Source organism: Methylocapsa aurea, from assembly GCF_000746085.1.
Taxonomy (GTDB): domain Bacteria; phylum Pseudomonadota; class Alphaproteobacteria; order Rhizobiales; family Beijerinckiaceae; genus Methylocapsa; species Methylocapsa aurea.
This window is the reverse complement of record NZ_JQKO01000001.1, coordinates 521,319-542,799: the sequence shown is the minus strand read 5'-3', so window position 1 is coordinate 542,799 and position 21,481 is coordinate 521,319. Positions and strand designations below refer to the sequence as shown.

Here is a 21,481-nt window from a genome sequence, read left to right as displayed (position 1 = left end):
ATACAAATGTCTTTCCAGGATTGTAGCTCACGTTTCTGCGTTATCGGCGCGGGCGCCGCCGGCGTTACGGCCGCCAAAAATCTGAAGGCGCTGTCGATCCCGTTCGATCTAATCGAGCGCGAAGACGATGTTGGAGGCAACTGGCACTATGGCAAGCCGTGCAGCAGCATCTACCAGTCGGTGCATATGATCAGCTCCAAGAAATTCAGCGAATACACAGATTTCCCGATCCCCGACGAATGGCCGATCTATCTGCGCGCCGATCAGGCGCTGGCCTATCTGCGCAGCTATGCGCGTCATTTCGGCATATACGAGCACGCCGAATTCCAACGCTCCGTGCTCGAGATTGCGCCGGTTCCGGACTCCGATTTGTGGGACGTCAAGCTCGATAAGGGCGAAACCCGGCGCTATCGCGGCGTTTTCGTCGCCAATGGACATTTGGTCAAGCCGCGGTTGCCTAACTATCCCGGCCACTTCGATGGCCTGCTGCTTCATTCGGCTCAATACAAGACGCCCGACACATTCGCCGGAAAGCGAGTTCTGGTGGTCGGCGCCGGCAACTCCGGCTGCGATATCGCCGTGGACGCCGCGCATCATGGCCGCGCGGTATTCCACAGCACCCGCCGTGGCTATTATTATTGGCCGAAATTTCTGTTCGGCATGCCGGCCGACGCCTGGGCCGAGTGGCCGCTGCGCCTGCGTCTGCCCTTATGGGCCCGGCGCTTCTTTGGCAAGCACATGCTTCGCATGTTCACGGCCGGCGATCCGGCGGATTACGGACTGCCCGAGCCCGACCACAAACTCTTCGAAGCGCATTTCATCATTAACTCCACATTGCTCTACCACTTGGCGCACGGCGATATCGTCGCTAAGCGCGACGTGCAGGAATTGCGGGGCGATCGCGTGCTGTTTACCGATGGCAGCGAAGAGAGCGTCGATGTGATCGTCTACGCCACCGGCTTTGAACTCAGCTTCCCATTTCTGGACCAGAAGCATCTGAGCTGGTCGATGGAAAAGCCGGCGCTCTACATGAATATGTTCGATCAACAACATCCAAACCTGTTCTTCATCGGCCTGTTCCAAACTTCGACCGGGAATTGGCCGCTGATGGACTATCAGTCGCAGCTGGCGGCGCGCTATATTCGCGCGCGGGACGCGGCGCCGAAAAAGGCGGCGCGATTGAGCCGGCTCATCGCAAAGGACCGCACCGCCGCCGACGGCGGCATCCGCTTCACGAACGTATCGCGGCATGCGATCGAAGTGGAGCACTTCAGCTATCGTTCGAAACTTCTGCGCCTGATCCGCGCGCTCGCGCTATCGCCTGACTCTCAACCTGATAGCGGGTCCCTGATCCATCCCGCAGAGTCTCTCCAGCCGCAATCCGCGCGCCGGCGCCGCGTTGAGGCTAGCGCGACCACAAACATAGATATCGTTCAATGACAAAGCGCCCGCTTCAAATCACAACTTTTGTCCTTGCTCTTGTGCCTATCGTCACCGGCGCGCTTGGCATGATGGGTCTGGACGATCCGCTCTACGCTTCGATCCAATTGCCGCGCGACGCCACGCTGGACAGCAATTTGCGCTTCTACGCGGGGGCATGGTTTGGCCTTGGTCTCGCCGCTCTCTGGCTCATCCCGCGCATCGAGCGCGAGACTGCGCTGTTTCGCGTTCTATGGTTGATGATCTTCTTTGGCGGACTTGGGCGCCTCTTCTCGCTGATTCTCGTCGGCTTGCCTTTTCCGCCCTTCGTTGGCTTCACTCTGCTAGAGCTTATCGGCGCGCCTTGCTTTATTTGGTGGCAGAGTAGGGTAGCGTCGGCGGGGCTATCCAAATCGACAATCGAGGGGCGGGGACGCTGATCGTGACCGCAGGAAAATGTTCATGACGCTATATCGCATTGGGGCCGGGTGTCGCCTTGCGGCCATTGGGAGAGCGGCATGTATGGCGTAGCGCTCAGGATGCTGCTTGGGGACAGGGCGAAATATGTCGGTCTTATTTTTGGCATCGCCTTCTCGACCATGCTCATGTCGAACCAGATCTCGATCTTTGTCGGCCTGATGTCGCGGACGGCGAGCCAGATTCTCGACGTGCGGGAGGCCGACATCTGGGTCATGGATCCGCGCGTCGAATATGTCGACGAGATCGAGGCGATGACCGACACTCAGCTGCAGCGCGTGCGCGGCGTCGATGGCGTCGACTGGGCGGTTCCCTATTACAAAGGGCTGACGGTGGCGCATACGCGGGGCGGATCGTTGCAGCAGGTGATCGTGATCGGCGTTGACGATGCGACCCTGACCGGCGTGGCGTCGAAAATGCTGCTTGGCTCGGTGGAAAATCTCAAGCAGCCCGACGCCATGATCATGGACCGCGCCGGCTTTGAATTCATGTGGCCTGATGAAGCGCTTTCGCTTGGGAAAGTCATCGAGATCAATGATCGGCGGGCGATGATCGTCGGCATTTGCGACGCTTCCGCGCCCTTCGCCACTTTCCCGGTGGTCTACACAAAATATTCGACGGCGATGACCTATATCGGCAGCACCCGCAAACAGTTGTCATTCGTTCTCGTGCATGCGCGCGCCGGCGAGGATCCGCATGCGCTTGCCGCCCGGATCTCGGCCCAGACGGGGCTCAAGGCGTTGACCTGGCGCGATTTCGCGTTGGCGACCGTTGGCTACTACGTCAAGCGAACCGGCATCCCGGTCAATTTCGGCATCACCGTCGCGCTTGGCTTCATTGTCGGCGCGGCAGTCGTCGGCCAGACGTTCTACATCTTCGTGTTGGAGAACTTGCGTCAGTTTGGCGCGCTCAAGGCCATGGGGGTCTCCAACGCCACCATCCTTCGCATGGTGCTGCTACAGGCCGTGGTCGTCGCCAGCATCGGCTACGCCATCGGCATTGGGCTCTGCGCGGGCTTCTTCGAGGTCAGCTCGCGCGTCTCGATCAACCTTCGCGGGTTCGAACTGCCCTGGCAGGTGGCGGTCGGAACCGCGGGGGCAGTCCTCGTCATCATTGTCATCGCGAGCATCGCCAGCGTCCGCAAGGTCATGGTGGTGGATCCCGCGATCGTGTTCCGGGGTTAGGCGCCTTGAACGAGCGATCCATTACGGTCAACTGCCGGGGCATCACAAAATCCTTTCCTGTGGGGGATGTTAGCGTCCCGGTGCTGCACGGCGTCGATCTCGAATTGCCGGCGGGAGAACTGACCATGCTCGTTGGTCCATCGGGGTGCGGCAAGACCACCTTGATCTCGATCATCGCCGGCATACTCACTCCGACCGATGGCGAGGTCGAGATTTGTGGCGAGAACATTACCCGCATGCGGGACGCCGAGAAGGTCGCTTTCCGCCGCCGCAACATAGGCTTCATCTTCCAGCAATATAATTTGCTGCCCGCCTTGACTGTGGCCGAAAATGCGGCGATCCCGCTGGTGGCGTCCGGGGTTCCAATGGCGAAGGCGACGGTGACCGCTGCGGCCATCCTTGGCGAAATCGGCATGGGGGATCATCTCGGCAAGTTTCCCAATCAGCTTTCGGGCGGGCAGCAGCAGCGCGTCGCCATCGTGCGAGCGCTCGTTCACGAGCCAAAGCTGATCGTCTGCGACGAGCCCACCGCCGCGCTCGACGCTGAAACCGGCCGGATCGTTCTCGAAATACTTAAGACCGCGGCCCTCGCTCCCGATCGGGCGGTGGCCGTCGTCACCCATGACAGCCGCATCTACCGCTTCGCCGAACGAATCGTAACCATGGAAGACGGACGGATTCGCTCGATCCGGATGATGCCGTCGCATCAATTCTCCGAGGTCTCTTGACATGGCAAACGGTTTCTTCACGATCCGCTATGGCATTCCATTGTTCGCGCTGGCCATGCTGAGTTTCGCGAGCTGGTCCATCGCCTCGAAATACAGCACCAGGGTGGTCGCAAAGCCGCCGATCGCGGCTCCGGCCAGTCCCTATCGGCGCAGCATCGTGGGCTCCGGCATCGTGGAGCCGGCCAGCGAGGTGATCGCTCTCGCCATTGAACGCGGCGGGGTCGTCACCCGCGTCGATGTCGTGGCCGGCGCAAAAGTAAAAGCCGGGCAACCGCTTTTTGCGATCGATGAGCGGGACTATCGCGCCGCGGTGGCGCAGGGCGAGGCGACGATCGCCGCCGCGCAGGCGGCCATAGCCTCGATTGGGCAGAGGATGATCCTGCAGCAGGATGCGATTGAGCAATCGCGCGCGGGGCTTGATGTGGCGGACGCCGAGCACGCGCGGGCGACGCTCGATCACGCCCGCTATTCCGAGCTGGTCCGCAATTTATCGGCGCCCCGCCAACGCTTCGAGACGGCGGTCGCGGATGTCCGAAAGGCGGCCGCAGGCAGCGCCGCCGCGAAGGCGATCCTTTCCGGGGCGCGGCATCAAGTTGAGCTCTTGACCGCCCAGCGCCATGAGGCGGAGGCGAAGCTCGCGCAAGCGAAAGCCGCCTTGGAGCAAGCCCAGATCGCTCTCGATAAGACGGTGGTCAGGGCGCCGATTGCGGGAGCGATTCTCAAAGTGAATGTCCGGTTAGGCGAATATGCGCAGGCCGGCGTGCTGGCCACGCCGCTGATGACTATGGGATCGGTCGATCCGCTGCACGTCAGAGCCGACATCGATGAGGCAGATGCGTCGCGAATTCATCTAGGCGCGCCGGCCGTTGCGCAGCTGCGCGGAAATCCATCGGTCTCGGCGACCCTCGCCTTTGTTCGCGTGGAGCCCTATGTGCTGCCGAAAAAGTCCTTGACCGGCAACACGACCGAACGAGTCGACACCCGCGTCCTGCAGGCGATCTATTCTTTCTCTCCAAAGGATTTTCCAGCTTTCGTCGGCCAGCAAGTCGATGTTTTCATCGAAACGCCGGAGGCCGACTCCGCCAGCCAGGCGGCGCTGGTCCCCAATCCGGGTTAGAGCGCTTCCCGATCAGATGGAGTCATCTGATCGAAAAGGAATCACTCAGAGTCAATGAGTTAGAGCATGTTCTTATGAGACATCGGATATATCCGATGTCTCATAAGAACATGCTTTTGCGCGTCCTGACCTGGTGGAATCCCTTGTTTGAGAAAGAATCGCTTAGGCCGGCCGGCGGCGGAGGGCCGCCGCGCTCGCGGTTTTCGTCCGGCGCGAGGGGATCATTGGCGCTAAAGTGATTGGACAGACCTCCCGAAGCTATGGAGTCGCGCCCAATGAAAGAGCTGCCTCTGTCCAAGGTCTATCAAGCGCTCGAACCGGGCCCTGTGGTCTTGCTGACGACTTCGCGCAAGGGCCGCGCCAATGTCATGACGATGTCTTGGCATATGATGGTCGAGTTCGTGCCGCCGCTTGTCGCCTGTGTCGTCAGCCCCGCCAATTACAGTTTTGCTGCATTGCGCGCGACAAAGGAATGCGTGATCGCCATCCCTGCGCTGGAGCTGGCGTCTAAAGTGGTGGAGGTCGGCAATTGCTCCGGCCGCAGTGCCGATAAATTCGAGGCGTGCGGCTTGACGCCGGCGCCGGCGGAGCGCGTAGCCGCGCCGCTTGTGGCCGAGTGTTTCATTAATCTGGAATGCCGGGTGATCGATACTCGCTTTGTGAACAGATACAATATCTTTGTTCTCGAGGTGCTGAAGGCTTGGACAGATCCGGCGCAGAAGAATCCCAAGACGATTCACCATCAGGGATATGGCGCTTTCGTAGTGGATGGCGAGACGATCAAGCTGAACTCCAGGATGCCGTGATGCGCGTTCGTCATTGAGGGAAACGCCGCGCCGCTTGGCCAGAAAGACATTCGCCTGACGCTTGCGGCGGTGGAAGATCTCCGCGCGCCAATGCCGCTCGCTGGCCTCCTGCGAGATCGTTTCTTGACATTGCTGGCCCACGGCAGCGACACTCTCGACTGGTCGGCAATTGGTCAGCTTGCAGCCAAGGATTCTGGCGAAGCAGGAGGCTGAGTCAGGCCCATGGATGTGCGCCCGAACCGGCTTGAGCATAAAGGCGCGGGGCGGGCGGGTATGCTTAGGGCCCGAAACGGTGCCTGCGGCTAGTAAGGCTCGCGACAGTGCAGGGCCAGCGCCAGGGCCGATGTTTGTCGCGAATTTCCGATTTCTGCGCACCGTGCCGGGCACCCGCCACAGCAAGAACTACAAGGTCGGCCGCATCGGGACGCGAGGCTATTCGCTGTCCGAAAGCTACCTCGAGCCCTTCCTGAAAGGCGAAGCCAGCGCTTAGAACCGATGATTTAGAACGAAAGTCGGACATCCGACTTTCCGACGGTCGGAAAACGTCGGATGTTCTCTTTTAGTTCTTCAGAACTTTCGGCTAAGTGCTTGTTTTTGATGGTGGGCGCACACGGGCTCGAACCGTGGACCCGCTGATTAAGAGTCAGCTGCTCTACCAACTGAGCTATACGCCCATCAAAAAGAGATTGTCTCCGGTTCGGCGGGACCGGCCGGAAGCAAGCAGTGCGGCTTAGCAAACGCCGGCGGCCATGTCCAGCGCTTCGCGCGTGCGCAAGCGCTATTAACGCATTTGCTTCGCTGTCCTTAGAGCCGGATGATTTTGGACGGAATCGCAACGCGATCTCGTCTAAAGTCTGAATCCGCCTCTCATTAGAGAGTTAGAGCATGATGTCGTCCGAAAACCGGTTTCCACTTTTCGGCATCATGCTCTAGCCTTACCCCGTCAAGACGTCCGGCCGCGACTTTCCGCGTTTGACCATCAGCTTGTTCAGGGCCGCGATATAGGCGCGCGCCGATGCGACGAGCGTGTCGGGATCGGCGCCTTTGGCGGTGACCGATTTGCCGTCCTCGGCGAGCCGCACTGAAACCTCGGCCTGCGCGTCGGTTCCCTTGGTCACCGCGTGAACCTGATAGAGTTCGAGCACGGCGTTATGGGGCGCCAGCGCGAGGATCGCGTTGAAGATGGCGTCAACCGGCCCGTTGCCGGTCGCCTGATGGGTTTTTTGCTCGCCGTCGAAGTCGAGCGTCAACGCGGCCGATTGCGGTCCCTTGGTGCCGGCGATCACGGTCAGCGCTACGAGCTTGATGCGATCATGCGCATTGACGATCTCGTCATCGACGAGCGCGATCAGATCCTCGTCGTAGACGATCTTCTTGCGGTCGGCGAGATCCTTGAAGCGGACGAACGCGTCTTCGAGCGCATTCTCGCCAAGCTCGTAGCCAAGCTCCTTCAGCTTTTCCTTGAAGGCGTGACGGCCGGAATGCTTGCCCATCACCAGCGAGGTCTTGCTCACCCCGACGCTATCAGGGGTCATGATCTCGTAGGTCTGGGCGTTCTTCAACATGCCGTCCTGATGGATCCCGCTCTCATGCGCGAAGGCGTTCCGTCCGACGATGGCTTTGTTATATTGGACAGGAAACGAACTGACCGCCGAAACGAGCTTCGACACGCGCGTCAGCATGGTCGCGTCGATGTTGGTATGATAGGCGAGCGCATCGCCGCGCACGCGCAGCGCCATCACGACCTCTTCCATGGCGGCGTTGCCGGCGCGCTCGCCGAGTCCGTTGATCGTGCATTCGATCTGCCTTGCGCCGCCTTTGACGCCGGCGAGAGTGTTGGCGACGGCAAGGCCCAGATCATTGTGGCAATGGACCGAAAAGATCGCCTTGTCGGAATCGGGCACGCGCGCCCGCACCGTCTCGAACAGGGATTGATATTCGTCCGGCACCGCATAGCCGACGGTATCGGGAATATTGATGGTCGTCGCGCCGGCCTTGATCGCGGTCTCGACGCAGCGGCAGAGAAAATCGATCTCGGAGCGGGTCCCATCCTCCGCCGACCATTCGACGTCGCCGACCAGGTTGCGCGCCCGCGCGACGCTCGCCGCGATCATCTCGAGAACTTGCTCCGGCTCCTTCTGAAGCTTGTATTTCATGTGCAGCGGCGAGGTCGAAATGAACAGATGGATGCGGGGATGCAAGGCGTGGCGCACCGCTTCGGCGCAGCGGTCGATGTCTTTGCTGGCGGCGCGCGCGAGGCCGGCGACGCCGGCGCGCTTCATCCGTTTGGCGATGGCCGAGACAGCCTCGAAATCGCCCTCGGAGGTCACCGGAAAGCCCGCCTCGATAATGTCGACGCCCATCTGGTCAAGCAGATCGGCGACTGCCAGCTTCTCCTCGAAGGTCATGGAGGCGCCGGGCGATTGCTCGCCGTCGCGCAGGGTGGTGTCGAAAATGACGACTTGTTCGGAATTCGGGCGCGCTATTTCCTCGCGCGAAAAACTATTGGCATTGGTCATGGTTTCTGTCCGAAAGGGATTGTCGTTGCGGCTCAATGCGTCCCCTGAGCGCCCAGGCGCGTCGCCCGGCCGGCCCTCAGGGGCGGATAAGCCGAAGCAATCCAGCAAGAAGGCGCGCTCCGCCGATCGCAGGCGTGCGCCTTGCGTCGTTCTTTTGCGGAATGCCGGAGCTAAAACTCACGTGGCGCCTCACTTGAAACCAGTTCAATAAACTAGGGGAATGACGCTCCAAAAGCAAGCATCATTCAGGTCGCCGTCGCCAAGATCTCCCTGGCCCGCGCGGCGTCCAGCTTGATTTGCGCAGTCAGCGCGTCGACCGAGGCGAACTTCACCTCGCCTCGGATCCAGCCGATGAAGCGGACCTCGATCGTCTCGCCATAGAGATCGCCCGAAAAATCGAAAATATAAGGTTCGAGCAGGGCGGGGCCATTGTCGAAGGTCGGGCGCCGGCCATAGCTTGCGACGCCATCGAGGATCTTGTCGCCGATCGCGACCTGGACCGCATAGATTCCATGGCGTAGACGGCAGCTTGGATCCGGCAGGAGATTGGCGGTCGGAAAGCCAAGGGTCCGGCCGAGTTTCTGACCGTGGATGACTTCGCCCATGATCGAAAAGGGGCGTCCGAGCAGTTTTTTTGCTTGTTCGACGTCGCCTGCCTCCAGTGCTGCTCTGGTCGCGGTCGAGGACGCCGCCCCGATGCCATCGGCGGCCTCGGCCGAAATGCAGTCGACGATCGCCACTTCGAAGCCATGCCTGGCGCCGGCTTCCTTCAGAAAGGCGGGCGAACCGGACCGCTTCGCCCCGAAGTGGAAATCATAGCCGGCCACGGCCGCGCGCACCTTGAGCCGACGAACCAGAATCTCGGCAACGAACTCCTCGGCGGGGAGGCCCGCCAGCGCCGCGTCGAAGGTGAAGACGATCATGCCGTCAATTCCGAGCCGCTCGAGCGCTTTGGCCTTGGCGGCCAGTGGCGTCAGGCGAAAAATCGTGTTCGCTCCGCCAAAAAAGTCGGACGGGTGCGGCTCGAAGGTGAGAACGGCGCAAGGGCGGCAAAGCCGCGCCGCCAAAGCTTCGGCGCGCTTGATGACGGCGACATGGCCGCGATGGACCCCATCGAAATTGCCGATCGCGACCACCGCGCCCTCAAGTCCGAGAGGCGGCGAGGCCGGGTCGACGGCGAGCGTGAAATTTTCCAGAGCGGATGTATCGGCCAATGGAACCCGGTGATGGAGGAGGGTTTGCCGGCGCCGGCAAAGCCCGGAAATCGGCGCGAAACTGGCGCGACGACCTGCTTGCGTCAAGCGCTCGCGCGGCTTTTTGCGAAAGCTGGCCTCAAGATGCGTTCTACCAGACTAATTCGGGGATCGCCGCCGTCGGCGAGAAGCCAGCCGCTTGGGTGAATTGCCGCAATGCCGCGGCGTCGAGGGCGGCGTCCGCCACCGCGCCTTCCGGCGTCTTGCGATGCAACTCCTCGCGATGAATGCCGGAGGTCACGAAGAGACTGGAGAGGTCTTGATCGCAGGCGCCTTTGATGTCCGTGCGCATGGCGTCGCCGACCGCCAGGACGCGGGTGCGGTCGAGGGCTCCGCCGCGGAGCCCACTCGCGAGGGCCAGCGCCCGCTCGTAGATTGGCGGGAACGGCTTGCCGGCCTGGATGACCCTGCCGCCTGCCTCCGCATAGCGCTCGGCGATCGCGCCGGCGCAATAGGCGAGGGCGCCGCCGTCCTGCACGACGATGTCGGGGTTGGCGCAGATAAGATCGAGGCCGCGCGCATGCATGCGGGCGAGCCTTGCGTCATAGTCGGCGGGCGTCTCGCGCCAAGGATCGGTCAGCCCGGTGCAAAGCACATAATCGGCGTCTTCGATCGAGGCGAGCCGCGGCGCCTTTCCGGTCAAGGCCAGGACCTCGTCAAACAAAGCGGTTTCGTCGGGCGGACCGATATGGAGCAAACGCGCGCCAGCGCGTTCAATGAGCAGAGACGCGGTGACGTCCCCTGAAGAAATGATGGCGTCATAGGCGTCGCCCGGCGCGCCGAGGCGGTCGAGATGCGCGCGGACGAACCGGCTTGGGTTGGGCGAATTGGTGATGAGCACGACCGCGCCGCCGGTTCCGGCCTTGCCGCCTTGGAGGCGAAAGCGGCGGAGCGCATCGACCGCTTTGGCGAAAACGATGGCGCCATTGTGGAGCACGCCCCAGACGTCGCATAAAACGACGTCGAAGCCCTCCGCAAGATCGGCCAATCCATGAATAAGTCGAGGCAATTGCTCAATCGTCCTTTGGGCGTGCGTTCTTTTGGCCTGCTTGTTCAGGCGCAACTGCTTGAAGCGCTCCGCCCGCGCACCGACCTATCGGCGACGCGGCGAACAGCGGCAAGCCTTGAACGCAGTTGCGATGAGTGGAAATAGCGTGCGTCGGCTACATTATTTTCAGCGCGGCCGGAACCATGAAACTGCATAAGATATTGTTACTACGCGAGTGCGCGTCGCCTTTCCATAAAAGAGGCCCGGTCTCAGACAGAGCTTTTCAAATCGTCGCGGCGCTGTCGATTTGGCGTAGTAATAATTGATATATTATCACTGTTGATTGCTGTATTTTTAAGAAATTAGTATCCCTTCGGGCCAAAGATGGCCGCACGATAGCTTGGACTGAGCAAGTGCGCTGGTCCCAGCGATGAAGCGGCCGCCGCCGTTTCATCGAGGGGCGCAGCGAAAGGCGTTGAGAAGGCGTTGCGTTGCGTTTTTCGCGGCATTTTTTCCGAGCGGCGTCGTTTGCCTTGCTTTGCGCCTTGAGCGGGGCGGCTGGCTTGGCGATCGATGCGGGGCTTGGCGTCGTCTCCGCCGGGGCTTGGCTCATGCCGCCCGGATCCGGGCAGATCATTGCTTCGGCCGCCTTCTCCGGCTCGACGCGCGCTTTCGACGCGCAGGGCCGTCTGATTCCGGTCCCTTCTTACGAAAAGTTCGAACTCGGCGGCTATCTCGAATATGGGCTGACCGATTGGCTCACCGTGCTCGCGGCGCCGGCCTATGACAAGATCCGGCAGCCGCCGCCGGCGCAATCCTACGATGGCCTCGGCGAGAGCGCGATTGGCGCAAGGATCGGCCTCTACCGCTCGGAAGCGGCGGTCTTGTCCCTGCAGGCGAGCCTGCGCACGCCAGGCCCATCCTTCACCGAATCCCTCGGGCCGCTGCAACCGCGCCGGGCGGGGGCGATCGACCTTCGCGCCATGGCCGGATGCAATTTCGAAATCGCCTCCATGCCGGGTTTCGCCGAGGTCCAGTTGGGTTATCGTTTCTACGCCCAAAATCAGCCTGGCGAGGGGAGGTTCGATCTGACGCTGGGGCTGCGCCCTGCGGCGCAGCTTCTCATCATGGCGCAGAGTTTCAGCTCCGTATCGAACGGATCAGGCAATGGCTTTCTCAATTCGTCCTGGACCAAGCTGCTATCGAGCGTCGTCTATGATGTCGCGCCGCAGTGGTCGCTGCAAATCGGCGCTTTCCTGACCGTCGCCGGGAAGAATGCCGGTCGCGAACAGGGTCCCATCGGAGCCGTCTGGCACAGGTTCTAAGCCTCTGGCCACGGGTCCAAAGCAATGGCCGCTCTTTTGCTTGAGGCCTCAGACGGCTCCGTCTATATATGTTCCAATATCTCTATAATGTACCAAGACAAACATTATGGACCTTGATGTCCCAGGGTAAGGAATCAGCCCCGTATGGAAGGCAACAGCCATCAGAACGTTCGCCAGTTCGATCATCCCGGCGAAGGAATCAGGCGGGCGAAATCCCTCCCGAAAGGCCGCCAGATCGATCCGCATGCGCAGGATGAGATCGAAGCGCTTCTCGGTGAAAGGCCGCGCCGGCGCGATCTTCTGATCGAATATTTGCACCTGATCCAGGATAAATATCATCAGATCTCCGCCGCCCATCTCGCGGCGCTCGCCGACGCGATGAAACTTTCCTTGGCCGAAGTCTTCGAAACAGCGACTTTCTACGCCCATTTCGATGTCGTGAAGGAAAACGATCCGCCGATTCCGCCGCTAACGATACGGATCTGCGATTCGCTCACCTGCGCCATGTTCGGCGCCGAAAAGCTTTTGCATGCCGTGCGCGCCGGCGCCGGGCCGCATGTCCGCGTCGTGCGGGCGCCCTGCGTTGGCCGCTGCGATACCGCGCCCGCGGCCGAGGTCGGGCATCATTTCGTCGATCATGCGACGGCTCCCACCGTGCTTGCCGCCGCCGCGCAGGGAGAAACCCACCCGCATATTCCCGATTACATCGGCTATGACGCCTACGTCGAGAAGGGCGGCTACAAGCTTCTCGAGCGGCTGCGCACCGGCGCGCTTTCGCGCGAAGCGCTGCTGCAGGCGCTCGATGGGGCGAGCCTTCGCGGTCTTGGCGGCGCGGGGTTCCCCACCGCGCGCAAATGGCGTTCGGTATTGGGCGAACCCGGTCCGCGGCTGATGGCGGTCAATGGCGACGAAGGCGAGCCCGGCACATTCAAGGATCGCTTCTACCTGGAAACCGACCCGCACCGGTTCCTTGAAGGGGCCCTGATCGGCGCCCATGTCGTCGAGGCGGCCGAGATCTATATTTATCTCCGCGACGAATATCCGGCGGCCCGGGCCATCCTCGAGCGCGAGATCGCCAAATTGCCGCCGGGCGGCCCTGTGATCCATCTCCGGCGGGGGGCGGGCGCCTATATCTGCGGCGAGGAATCCTCGATGCTCGAAAGTCTCGAGGGCAAACGCGGCCTGCCGCGCCACAAGCCGCCATTTCCGTTTCAGGTCGGGCTTTTTGGCCAGGCGACGCTCATCAACAATGTCGAGACCCTGTTCTGGGTGCGCGACATCGTCGAAAAGGGCCCCGACTGGTGGGTCAGCCACGGCCGCAACGACCGGCATGGACTGCGCAGCTATTCGGTCTCCGGCCGGGTCAAGTCTCCCGGCGTCAAGCTTGCGCCCGCTGGGGTGACAATTCGCGAATTGATCGATGAATTCTGCGGCGGCATGGCGGAAGGCCACACATTCCGCGCCTATCTGCCCGGCGGCGCGTCAGGCGGCATCTTGCCGGCCTCGATGGACAATATCCCGCTCGATTTCGGCACGCTCGAAAAATATGGCTGTTTCATCGGTTCGGCGGCGGTGATCGTTCTATCGCAACAAGACGATATCAAGGGCGCGGCCTTGAATCTGATGCGCTTCTTCGAGGACGAGAGCTGCGGCCAATGCACGCCCTGCCGCGTCGGCACCCAGAAGGCCGCCCTGCTGATGGAAAGGCCTGAGTGGGACCAGGACCTACTTGGCGAATTGAGCCAAGCCATGCGCGACGCCTCGATCTGCGGGCTCGGTCAGGCGGCGTCAAATCCGCTGATGACCGTCATCAAGTTTTTTCCGGAAGAATTCGCGGCCAAGGGAGCAGCGGAATGACCGACAAGATTAGCTTTGAACTCGATGGACGGCAGGTCGAGGCGGCGCAAGGCGAATCCATCTGGCAGGTCGCCAAGAGGATTGGAACCGAGATTCCGCATCTTTGCTATTCGCCTTCGCCCGATTATCGCGCCGACGGCAATTGCCGCGCTTGCATGGTCGAGATCGAGGGCGAGCGCGTGCTCGCCGCCTCCTGCAAGCGCATGCCGGCGATCGGCATGAAGGTGAAAACCGCGAGCGAACGCGCCGCCAAGGCGCAAAAAATGGTGATGGAGTTGCTCGTCGCCGATCAGCCGCCGCGCGCGACGTCGCATGATCCCGACTCGAAATTCTGGCAGTGGGCCGACCGGGTTGGAGTCGGCCAAAGCCGCTTTCCCGCCGCTCCGCGCTGGATTGGCGACGCCAGCCATCCGGCGATGCGCGTCAATCTCGACGCTTGCATCCAATGCGGCCTTTGCCTGCGCGGTTGCCGCGAGGTGCAGGTCAATGACGTCATCGGCATGGCCTATCGCAACGCCGACGCCAAGATCGTCTTCGACTTCGACGATCCGATGGGGGAATCGACCTGCGTCGCCTGCGGCGAATGCGTGCAGGCCTGTCCGACCGGCGCGCTGATGCCGGCGGCGCTCCTCGACGAACATCAGACCCGCGTCGTCTACGCGGACAAGAAGGTCGAATCGCTTTGTCCCTTCTGCGGCGTCGGCTGTCAGGTGAGCTATCAGGTCAAGGATGAGCAGATCATCTATGCCGAAGGCATCAATGGCCCGGCCAATCATAACCGCCTCTGCGTCAAGGGCCGGTTCGGCTTCGACTATATCCATCATCCCCATCGCTTGACGAAGCCGCTGATCCGGCTTCCCCATGCCAAGAAGGACCCGAACGATCAGGTCGATCCGGCCAATCCGTTCACCCATTTCCGCGAGGCTTCCTGGGAGGAGGCGCTTGACGTCGCGGCCAAGGGCCTCGTCAAGATCCGCGACGAGAAAGGCGTGAAGGCGCTGGCCGGCTTCGGTTCGGCGAAGGGCTCCAATGAGGAAGCCTATCTTTTTCAGAAGCTGGTGCGCACCGGCTTTGGCTCCAACAATGTCGATCATTGCACCCGGCTCTGTCACGCCTCGTCGGTCGCCGCCTTGATGGAGGGTTTGAACTCCGGCGCGGTCTCGGCGCCTTTCTCCGCCGCCCTCGAGGCGGAAGTCATTGTCGTCATCGGGGCCAATCCGACCGTCAATCATCCGGTCGCCGCGACCTTCATCAAGAACGCCGCGAAGAAGGGCGCGAAGCTCATCGTCATGGACCCGCGCCGGCAGACGCTGTCGCGTCACGCCTATAAGCATCTCGCGTTCAAGCCGGGCAGCGACGTCGCCATGCTGAACGCCATGATGCACACGATCATCACGGAGGGCCTGACCGACAATCAATATATCGCTGGATATACGGAAGGGTTCGAAGAGCTGAAGGCCCGCATCGTCGACTTCGCGCCCGAGAAAATGGCCCCGATCTGCGGCATCCCCGCCGAGGCCCTGCGCGAGGTCGCGCGGCTTTACGCCACGGCGAAGTCCTCGATCATCTTCTGGGGCATGGGCATCAGCCAGCACATTCACGGCACCGATAATTCGCGCTGCCTGATCGCGCTCGCCCTGATCACCGGCCAGATCGGCCGGCCCGGCACCGGCCTGCATCCCTTGCGCGGCCAGAATAATGTGCAAGGCGCCTCCGACGCCGGTCTCATTCCAATGTTTTTGCCGGACTATCAGCCGGTGGGGCGAACCGACCTTCGCGAACCCTTCGAACAGGTTTGGGGCAAGAGCATCGATCCGCAGCGCGGCCTGACCGTGGTCGAGATCATGACTGCGGTCCATGCCGGCGAGATTGTCGGCATGTATGTCGAGGGCGAAAATCCGGCGATGTCCGACCCCGATCTGCAGCATGCGCGCGGCGCGCTCGCCATGCTGGAGCATCTCGTCGTGCAGGATCTATTCGTCACAGAGACGGCGTTCCACGCCGACGTGATCCTGCCGGCCTCCGCCTTCGCCGAAAAGCTTGGCACCTTCACCAACACCGACCGCCGCGTTCAGATCGGCCGCCCAGTCGTGGCGCCGCCCGGCGAGGCGCGCCAGGATCTCTGGATCATCCAGGAGGTCGCCAAGCGGATGGGTCTCGATTGGAATTATCCTGGCCCCGCCGAGGTCTTCACGGAGATGGCGGGCTTGATGCCGTCCTTGGCCAATATCACCTGGGAGCGGCTCGAGCGGGAAGGAGCCGTCACCTATCCGGTCGATGGCGCCGATGTTCCGGGCAATGAAATCATTTTCACCACCGGCTTTCCGACCGAGTCCGGGCGCGGCAAGATCGTTCCGGCCAGCGTCGTCGCCCCTGATGAGGTCCCTGACGCCGACTATCCGATGGTGCTCTCAACTGGCCGCCTGCTGGAACATTGGCATACGGGATCGATGACCCGGCGCGCCAATGTGCTCGATACCCTGGAGCCGGAGGCCGTCGCCTTCCTGTCGCCGAAGGATCTGCGCCGGCTGAACCTGTGGGCGGGTGATTTTGTCCGGCTCGAGACGCGGCGCGGCGCGATCGAGATCAAGATCCGCGCCGATCGCGACGTGCCTGAAAATATGGTGTTCATGCCCTTCTGCTATGCCGAAGCTGCGGCCAATCTCCTCACCAATCCCGCTTTGGACCCATTTGGAAAAATCCCCGAGTTCAAGTTTTGCGCGGTCAGGGTGACGCGGGCCGAGGCGCGCGAGGCGGCCGAATGAGGTGAAGCGTTCCGTCCCCGAAGGAGAGGGGACTTCGATGGATGATGTCGCTGAGGCGGACCTCCTTGCGAGCTATCTTATCCGCCCCGATCCAGCCGATCCCCGTCTCAGTCGCGAGGTCGAAGGGATCGACCAGACTGGCGCGCGCGTCGCGACGCGGGTCGTCACGGAAAAGGCCCTGACGCTCTATCTCAATGCGCAGGAAATCGTGACCATGATGACCATCGGCGATCATCCCGGCTATCTCGGCATCGGCTATCTCTTGAACCAGATGATGCTGCGGCCCGACGACGAAATCACGGGCGCCGATTTCGATGAAGAACTCGATGTCGTCGTCGTGCGCACCAAGCGGCGCACCAATTACGAAGAGAAAATGAAAAAGCGCACTTTGACGTCCGGCTGCGCGCAAGGCACGACCTTCGGCGACCTGATGGAAGCGCTCGAGGACATTAAGCTGCCGAAGGCGGAGCTTCGCACCTCATGGCTCTACGCGCTGACCCATGCGATCAATCTGACGCCCTCGCTCTACCTTGAGGCCGGGGCCATCCACGGCTGCGTCCTCTGCGCGGGGGACCGGCCGCTGGTCTATATGGAGGATGTCGGGCGCCATAACGCCGTCGATAAGATCGCCGGCTGGATGTTCGTCAATAAGAGCGATCCCGCCGACAAGATTTTCTACACGACCGGGCGGCTGACCTCGGAAATGGTCATCAAGACGGTACGCATGGGCATTCCGGTGCTTGTGTCGCGCTCCGGCTTTACCGCCTCCGGCGTCGAACTGGCGCGCAAGACCGGCTTGACCCTGATTGGCCGGGCGCGCGGCAAGCGTTTCGTCGCGCTCTCCGGGCAAGACCGCATCGTCTTCGATCAGGACCTGGCCTATGTCGCCGAGGAGGCGAAGGGCGCGCGCCGCAAGAGCGCAGGCGCTGATGAGTAAGGCGTGTTTTGGCGTATTGCTCGCTGGCGGGCGGGCCCAGCGGATGGGCGGCGGCGACAAATCCCTGCGCATGATCGGCGGCGCCTCAATCCTGGCGCGCGTCATCGCCGTGATGGAGCCCCAATGCGCCGGGCTCGTCCTGAACGCCAATGGCGACCCGGCCAGGCTTGCTGAATTTAGCTTGCCGGTCGTCGCCGATGATGTGCCGGGCTTCAAGGGACCGCTCGCCGGCATCCTGGCCGGCCTCGATTGGATCGCCGCGCATCATCCGGAGATCGCCTTCGCGGTCAGCGCCCCGACCGATACGCCGTTCCTGCCCGGAAATCTCGTCGCTCGGCTGGAGGCTGTGCGGACGGAAAGAAACGCCGACATCGTTTGCGCCAGTTCGGGTGGCGGCATGCATCCGGTCATTGCGCTTTGGCCAGTTGGCATCAGGACGGAGCTTCGCCACGCGCTGGTCGAGGAGGACATCCGCCGGATCGATCGGTTCACCCAGCGCTACGCCACGGCGGCGGCGGAATGGCCGGTCGAGCCCTTCGATCCCTTCTTCAACGCCAATGAACCGGGCGATCTCGCGGCGGCGGAAGCGATCTTCGCCGCGCAGGGGCGCGGCGCCGCGTAAAACGTCGATAGACGCGATGGAATTTATGAAAAGATCCTCTTAAGGGTATAATATTTGCGTCACATTATAGGCGACGCAGTTTTGCAACGACGATGGAATGGATCATGAGCGCAAAAGTTGAAAACGTAACGCTCGACGAATTGAAGCAGGGATTGGCGGACGGCTCGATCCTTCTCGTCGATGTCCGCGAACCGAACGAATATGCCGCCGGCCGTATTCCTGGCGCCACGCTCAATGCGCTGCAGCGCTTCGACCCCAAGGCCTTGCCTAATGAGCCGGGCAAGCGGGTGGTGCTGTCCTGCCGTTCCGGCAAACGCTCGCTCGACGCGCTCGCTCTTGCGCACCGGGCCGGGCGCGACGATGTCCGCGCCCATTTCCCCGGCGGCTTCCAGGCCTGGGCGCAGGCCGGGGAAAAGGTCGAAGTGTAGCTTGAGCTTCAGTGAGAGATCGAGCAGGGCGTCAATAGACTTTTGGCCTGGCTAGCTCCATATTGCGCAAATGAGCGCCATTCTCTTCGACACCCTTCGTCTCTCCCGCACGCTTCGGGACAAAGGCCATTTCACGCCTGAGCAAGCCGAGGCGCTCGCCGAAGCCTTGGGGGAAGCGACGCAGGGCGATCTCGCCACGAAGGCGGATTTGGCCGCCGTCAAGGCCGATATCAAAGCCGATATTGCCGAAGCGGAGGCCGATATCCTGAAATGGGTTGTCGGCGCCATTGGCTTCCAGACGGTCGTCATTTTGGGGGCGCTCGTCGCGCTTGTGAGGATTTTCGCGAAATGACGAGGCTCGGCGCCCTCGGATCGCCGCGGCGCAGGGCCCGCTGTCAAAGCAAAACCTCCAGGAAGTCCATCGCCGCTGCATGGATGCTGGGCCTTCGCTTTCGCGCGGACCGGCTATGTTCAGCGTCGTTTGCGCAATTCTTTTGATCTATTGTCGGGCTGCGGCCAAACAGGCGTGGGCTGAACGACGGTCGATCAGCGCAGGCGGTTTCTTGTGGGCAATGGCGCAGGCGACGGTGTAGGCCGAGGCTTCGGAGACGGAAATCTCCGACGCCACGATGATCAAATCTCCATCGCTATCTCGGACATTCCATCGCGTGCGCTGTCTTGGATCGGCGCTTGGCGTTTGCTCGAGGCTCGGATATTTGGCCCGAATGCCGGGTGGGGCCGGAAAATTCTTGGTCCAGCTGCTGTGCGGGCGCCAGCCGCCATAGTCGAGACCTAGCGTGAGGGCGAAATCGAGAGCGGCGCGGTCGACGCTGCTCCGCCCGCCGGAAACGATCCTCGTCAGCTGCCGGAAAATCATTTCGCTCCCGCGCGTCGAAAGCATCCCGCGCCCCATGCGACCCCTTGCCGCTGCGCTCGGCGCTTGCTACATAGCTCGCTTAACCCTGCTTCTTCCCGCCGTCCCCGCGCCGGCCCGCTTTCGAGCGGTGGTCCTCGCATTTCGAAGGACGCCGGCGGCCAGAAGCGCAACCCAACTCAAAACCCCGGCGCCGCCCGGATTCGGGCAACCAGGAGACCAAATGGCATCCACTTCCGCCTACGCGCCCTCGCGCGAGGATTTCGCGGCGCTTCTCGATGAGAGCTATGGCCAGAACGAGGCTTTCGAAGGCTCGGTCATCAAGGGCATCGTCGTCGCGATTGAAAAAGACGTCGCCGTCGTCGATCTCGGCCTGAAAACCGAAGGCCGCGTCGCCCTCAAGGAATTCCAAGGTCCCGGCCGCGAAGGCGCCCTCAAAGTGGGCGACGAGGTCGAGGTCTATCTCGAGAGAATCGAGAATGCGCTCGGCGAGGCCGTCATTTCGCGCGACAAGGCCCGCCGCGAAGAGAGCTGGGTCAAGCTCGAAAAAGCTTTCGAGAAGCAGGAAAAGGTCGAAGGCATCATCTTCAACCAGGTCAAGGGCGGCTTCACGGTCGATCTCGACGGCGCCGTGGCCTTTCTCCCGCGCAGCCAGGTCGACATTCGCCCGATCCGCGACGTAACTCCCTTGATGCAGGTGCCGCAGCCGTTCCAGATCCTGAAAATGGATCGCCGCCGCGGCAATATCGTCGTTTCGCGCCGCACCGTGCTCGAAGAATCCCGCGCCGAGCAGCGCCATGAGATCGTCGCCAACCTCGAAGAGGGGCAGGTGATCGAGGGCATGGTGAAGAACATCACCGATTACGGCGCCTTCGTCGATCTCGGCGGCATCGACGGGCTCTTGCATGTGACCGACATCGCTTGGCGCCGGGTCAATCATCCGACCGAGGTCCTGACCATCGGCCAGACGGTGCGCGTCAAGATCATCAAGATCAACCACGAGACCCACCGCATTTCGCTCGGCATGAAGCAATTGCTCGAGGATCCGTGGCACGGCATCGAGGCGAAATATCCGGTCGACGCGCGGTTCCAGGGCAGGGTGACGAATATCACCGATTACGGCGCCTTCGTCGAACTGGAGCCGGGGATCGAAGGTCTGATCCATGTCTCGGAAATGTCCTGGACCAAGAAAAACGTCCATCCGGGCAAGATTGTCGCGACGAGCCAGGAAGTCGACGTTCAGGTTCTCGAAGTCGATCCGGTCAAGCGCCGCATTTCGCTCGGCCTCAAGCAGACCCTCGCCAATCCTTGGGAGGCCTTCGCCGAAAAATATCCGATCGGCTCGGAAGTCGAGGGCGAGGTCAAGAACAAGACTGAATTCGGTCTTTTCATCGGCCTCGACGGCGATGTGGACGGCATGGTCCATCTCTCCGACCTCGACTGGAACAAGCCCGGCGAACAGGTCATCGAGGATTACAAGAAAGGCGACATCGTCAAGGCTAAGGTGCTTGACGTCGATATCGAGAAAGAGCGCATTTCGCTCGGCGTAAAGCAGCTCGGAGTCGATCCTTTCGCGGCCAAGCCAAGCGATGCGGCCGGCGCCAAAGCGGGCGAAGAGGGCGGCGGCGCCTCCGACCTCAAGAAGGGTTCGGTCGTCACCTGCGAGATTCTCGAGGTGAAGGACGGCGGGCTCGAGGTCAAGATCGTCGGGACCGAATTCACTGCCTTTATCAAGCGCAATGAGCTTGCGCGCGACCGCGCCGATCAGCGGCCCGACCGCTTCGCCGTCGGCGAGAAGGTCGACGCCCGGATCACCTTGTTCGACCGCCGCGCCCGCAAGGTCTCGGTCTCGATCAAGGCGCTGGAAGTCGCCGAGGAGAAGGAAGCCATCGCGCAATATGGCTCCGCCGATTCGGGCGCCTCGCTCGGCGATATTCTCGGGGCCGCGCTGAAGGCGCGCGAGGACACGCCCAAGAAGGGCGCCAAAAAAGAGGCCGACGAATAGGCTTCTGAAACCAGCCGCGCTTTAGCGCGCGGCCCAGCCTTCCGGCCCGCGCGGGCGCCGTTCCGCGCGGGCTTTATTTTGCGCTCCTGGAGCGGAGTTCAAATTCCGCAGAAACAGAAATCCGCTCTAGCTCCTTTTTTGTCGCATTTTCTTGACCCGAACCGGTTTCCATTTCGC

Annotated in this window: 19 protein-coding genes and 1 tRNA gene; 15 read left to right on the top strand and 5 right to left on the bottom strand. The window is 61.8% G+C overall.

From position 1 onward, the window contains the following. Positions 1–6 precede the first annotated feature (6 nt). The 7 genes from DL86_RS02595 to DL86_RS19590 all read left to right on the top strand — a co-directional run bounded on the left by DL86_RS02595 (position 7) and on the right by DL86_RS19590 (position 6,221). The gene (locus DL86_RS02595) at positions 7–1,440 is read left to right on the top strand and encodes a flavin-containing monooxygenase (protein WP_084572631.1); all 1,434 of its coding nucleotides are present in this window, start codon (positions 7–9) and stop codon (positions 1,438–1,440) included. Continuing rightward, positions 1,437–1,859: a DUF4345 domain-containing protein gene (locus DL86_RS02590; RefSeq protein WP_051952496.1), complete on the top strand. Its 423-nt coding sequence runs from the start codon at positions 1,437–1,439 to the stop codon at positions 1,857–1,859. The genes DL86_RS02595 and DL86_RS02590 overlap by 4 nt, the downstream gene beginning before the upstream one ends. A gap of 78 nt (positions 1,860–1,937) precedes the next feature. Further along, positions 1,938–3,080 carry an ABC transporter permease gene (locus DL86_RS02585; RefSeq protein ID WP_036257681.1) on the top strand — a complete coding sequence of 381 codons (1,143 nt, stop codon included), beginning with the start codon at positions 1,938–1,940 and terminating at the stop codon, positions 3,078–3,080. 5 nt (positions 3,081–3,085) lie between these two features. Next, positions 3,086–3,808 (top strand): ABC transporter ATP-binding protein, encoded by a 723-nt coding sequence (locus tag DL86_RS02580; protein ID WP_036257679.1) that lies wholly within the window; start codon positions 3,086–3,088, stop codon positions 3,806–3,808. 1 nt (position 3,809) lies between these two features. After that, complete coding sequence (locus DL86_RS02575; protein ID WP_036257677.1) at positions 3,810–4,925, top strand: HlyD family secretion protein; 1,116 nt, start codon at positions 3,810–3,812, stop codon at positions 4,923–4,925. A gap of 275 nt (positions 4,926–5,200) precedes the next feature. After that, complete coding sequence (locus DL86_RS02570; RefSeq protein WP_036257674.1) at positions 5,201–5,731, top strand: flavin reductase family protein; 531 nt, start codon at positions 5,201–5,203, stop codon at positions 5,729–5,731. A 343-nt stretch (positions 5,732–6,074) separates the two neighbouring features. Next, positions 6,075–6,221 carry a hypothetical protein gene (locus DL86_RS19590; protein WP_156964423.1) on the top strand — a complete coding sequence of 49 codons (147 nt, stop codon included), beginning with the start codon at positions 6,075–6,077 and terminating at the stop codon, positions 6,219–6,221. 108 nt (positions 6,222–6,329) lie between these two features. Here DL86_RS19590 and DL86_RS02565 read toward each other — a convergent pair. The 4 genes from DL86_RS02565 to DL86_RS02550 form a co-directional block, all read right to left on the bottom strand. Next, a tRNA-Lys gene (locus DL86_RS02565) sits at positions 6,330–6,405 on the bottom strand. A gap of 261 nt (positions 6,406–6,666) precedes the next feature. Continuing rightward, the gene (locus DL86_RS02560) at positions 6,667–8,250 is read right to left on the bottom strand and encodes a 2-isopropylmalate synthase (RefSeq protein ID WP_036257672.1); all 1,584 of its coding nucleotides are present in this window, start codon (positions 8,248–8,250) and stop codon (positions 6,667–6,669) included. Between the two features lie 245 nt (positions 8,251–8,495). Beyond that, on the bottom strand, positions 8,496–9,464 hold the full coding sequence (locus DL86_RS02555) for a bifunctional riboflavin kinase/FAD synthetase (protein ID WP_051952562.1): 969 nt from the start codon (positions 9,462–9,464) through the stop codon (positions 8,496–8,498). Positions 9,465–9,594: 130 nt separating this feature from the next. Beyond that, entirely contained in the window at positions 9,595–10,512 is a 918-nt protein-coding gene (locus DL86_RS02550) for a TIGR01459 family HAD-type hydrolase (RefSeq protein WP_051952560.1), read from the bottom strand. A gap of 542 nt (positions 10,513–11,054) precedes the next feature. Here DL86_RS02550 and DL86_RS02545 point away from each other — a divergent pair. From DL86_RS02545 to DL86_RS02515, 7 genes are all read left to right on the top strand, one after another. Next, positions 11,055–11,816 carry a hypothetical protein gene (locus DL86_RS02545; RefSeq protein ID WP_156964422.1) on the top strand — a complete coding sequence of 254 codons (762 nt, stop codon included), beginning with the start codon at positions 11,055–11,057 and terminating at the stop codon, positions 11,814–11,816. A 144-nt stretch (positions 11,817–11,960) separates the two neighbouring features. Continuing rightward, positions 11,961–13,673, top strand: coding sequence for an NADH-ubiquinone oxidoreductase-F iron-sulfur binding region domain-containing protein (locus DL86_RS02540; protein ID WP_036257670.1), 1,713 nt, complete (start codon positions 11,961–11,963; stop codon positions 13,671–13,673). Continuing rightward, on the top strand, positions 13,670–16,438 hold the full coding sequence (gene fdhF, locus DL86_RS02535) for a formate dehydrogenase subunit alpha (RefSeq protein ID WP_036257667.1): 2,769 nt from the start codon (positions 13,670–13,672) through the stop codon (positions 16,436–16,438). The genes DL86_RS02540 and fdhF overlap by 4 nt, the downstream gene beginning before the upstream one ends. Positions 16,439–16,475: 37 nt before the next feature. Continuing rightward, positions 16,476–17,375, top strand: a complete 900-nt coding sequence (locus DL86_RS02530) for a formate dehydrogenase accessory sulfurtransferase FdhD (protein WP_036257666.1) — start codon at positions 16,476–16,478, stop codon at positions 17,373–17,375. Then, positions 17,368–17,997 carry a molybdenum cofactor guanylyltransferase MobA gene (mobA, locus tag DL86_RS02525; RefSeq protein WP_036258099.1) on the top strand — a complete coding sequence of 210 codons (630 nt, stop codon included), beginning with the start codon at positions 17,368–17,370 and terminating at the stop codon, positions 17,995–17,997. Before DL86_RS02530 ends, mobA begins: the two co-directional genes overlap by 8 nt. 104 nt (positions 17,998–18,101) lie before the next feature. Beyond that, the gene (locus DL86_RS02520) at positions 18,102–18,425 is read left to right on the top strand and encodes a rhodanese-like domain-containing protein (protein WP_051952557.1); all 324 of its coding nucleotides are present in this window, start codon (positions 18,102–18,104) and stop codon (positions 18,423–18,425) included. Positions 18,426–18,495: 70 nt separating this feature from the next. Next, entirely contained in the window at positions 18,496–18,777 is a 282-nt protein-coding gene (locus DL86_RS02515) for a CCDC90 family protein (RefSeq protein WP_036258098.1), read from the top strand. Positions 18,778–18,924: 147 nt separating this feature from the next. On the opposite strand, the gene DL86_RS02510 is transcribed toward DL86_RS02515, so the two are convergent. Beyond that, positions 18,925–19,302, bottom strand: a complete 378-nt coding sequence (locus DL86_RS02510) for a YpsA SLOG family protein (RefSeq protein WP_162180382.1) — start codon at positions 19,300–19,302, stop codon at positions 18,925–18,927. Positions 19,303–19,522: 220 nt separating this feature from the next. Between DL86_RS02510 and rpsA the strand changes: the two genes are divergently transcribed. After that, complete coding sequence (rpsA, locus tag DL86_RS02505; protein ID WP_036258096.1) at positions 19,523–21,304, top strand: 30S ribosomal protein S1; 1,782 nt, start codon at positions 19,523–19,525, stop codon at positions 21,302–21,304. The last annotated feature ends 177 nt before the right edge of the window (positions 21,305–21,481 follow it).

What these genes read in the sequence shown, in the direction of transcription:
- mobA (WP_036258099.1), top strand. Translation starts at nt 17,368, where the DNA reads ATGAGTAAGGCGTGTTTTGGCGTATTGCTCGCTGGCGGGCGGGCCCAG.
- DL86_RS02585 (WP_036257681.1), top strand. Translation starts at nt 1,938, where the DNA reads ATGTATGGCGTAGCGCTCAGGATGCTGCTTGGGGACAGGGCGAAATAT.
- DL86_RS02595 (WP_084572631.1), top strand. Translation starts at nt 7, where the DNA reads ATGTCTTTCCAGGATTGTAGCTCACGTTTCTGCGTTATCGGCGCGGGC.
- DL86_RS02540 (WP_036257670.1), top strand. Translation starts at nt 11,961, where the DNA reads ATGGAAGGCAACAGCCATCAGAACGTTCGCCAGTTCGATCATCCCGGC.
- fdhF (WP_036257667.1), top strand. Translation starts at nt 13,670, where the DNA reads ATGACCGACAAGATTAGCTTTGAACTCGATGGACGGCAGGTCGAGGCG.
- DL86_RS02515 (WP_036258098.1), top strand. Translation starts at nt 18,496, where the DNA reads ATGAGCGCCATTCTCTTCGACACCCTTCGTCTCTCCCGCACGCTTCGG.
- DL86_RS02520 (WP_051952557.1), top strand. Translation starts at nt 18,102, where the DNA reads ATGAGCGCAAAAGTTGAAAACGTAACGCTCGACGAATTGAAGCAGGGA.
- DL86_RS02510 (WP_162180382.1), bottom strand. Translation starts at nt 19,302, where the DNA reads ATGATTTTCCGGCAGCTGACGAGGATCGTTTCCGGCGGGCGGAGCAGC.
- DL86_RS02590 (WP_051952496.1), top strand. Translation starts at nt 1,437, where the DNA reads ATGACAAAGCGCCCGCTTCAAATCACAACTTTTGTCCTTGCTCTTGTG.
- DL86_RS02575 (WP_036257677.1), top strand. Translation starts at nt 3,810, where the DNA reads ATGGCAAACGGTTTCTTCACGATCCGCTATGGCATTCCATTGTTCGCG.
- rpsA (WP_036258096.1), top strand. Translation starts at nt 19,523, where the DNA reads ATGGCATCCACTTCCGCCTACGCGCCCTCGCGCGAGGATTTCGCGGCG.
- DL86_RS02570 (WP_036257674.1), top strand. Translation starts at nt 5,201, where the DNA reads ATGAAAGAGCTGCCTCTGTCCAAGGTCTATCAAGCGCTCGAACCGGGC.
- DL86_RS02560 (WP_036257672.1), bottom strand. Translation starts at nt 8,250, where the DNA reads ATGACCAATGCCAATAGTTTTTCGCGCGAGGAAATAGCGCGCCCGAAT.
- DL86_RS02530 (WP_036257666.1), top strand. Translation starts at nt 16,476, where the DNA reads ATGGATGATGTCGCTGAGGCGGACCTCCTTGCGAGCTATCTTATCCGC.
- DL86_RS19590 (WP_156964423.1), top strand. Translation starts at nt 6,075, where the DNA reads ATGTTTGTCGCGAATTTCCGATTTCTGCGCACCGTGCCGGGCACCCGC.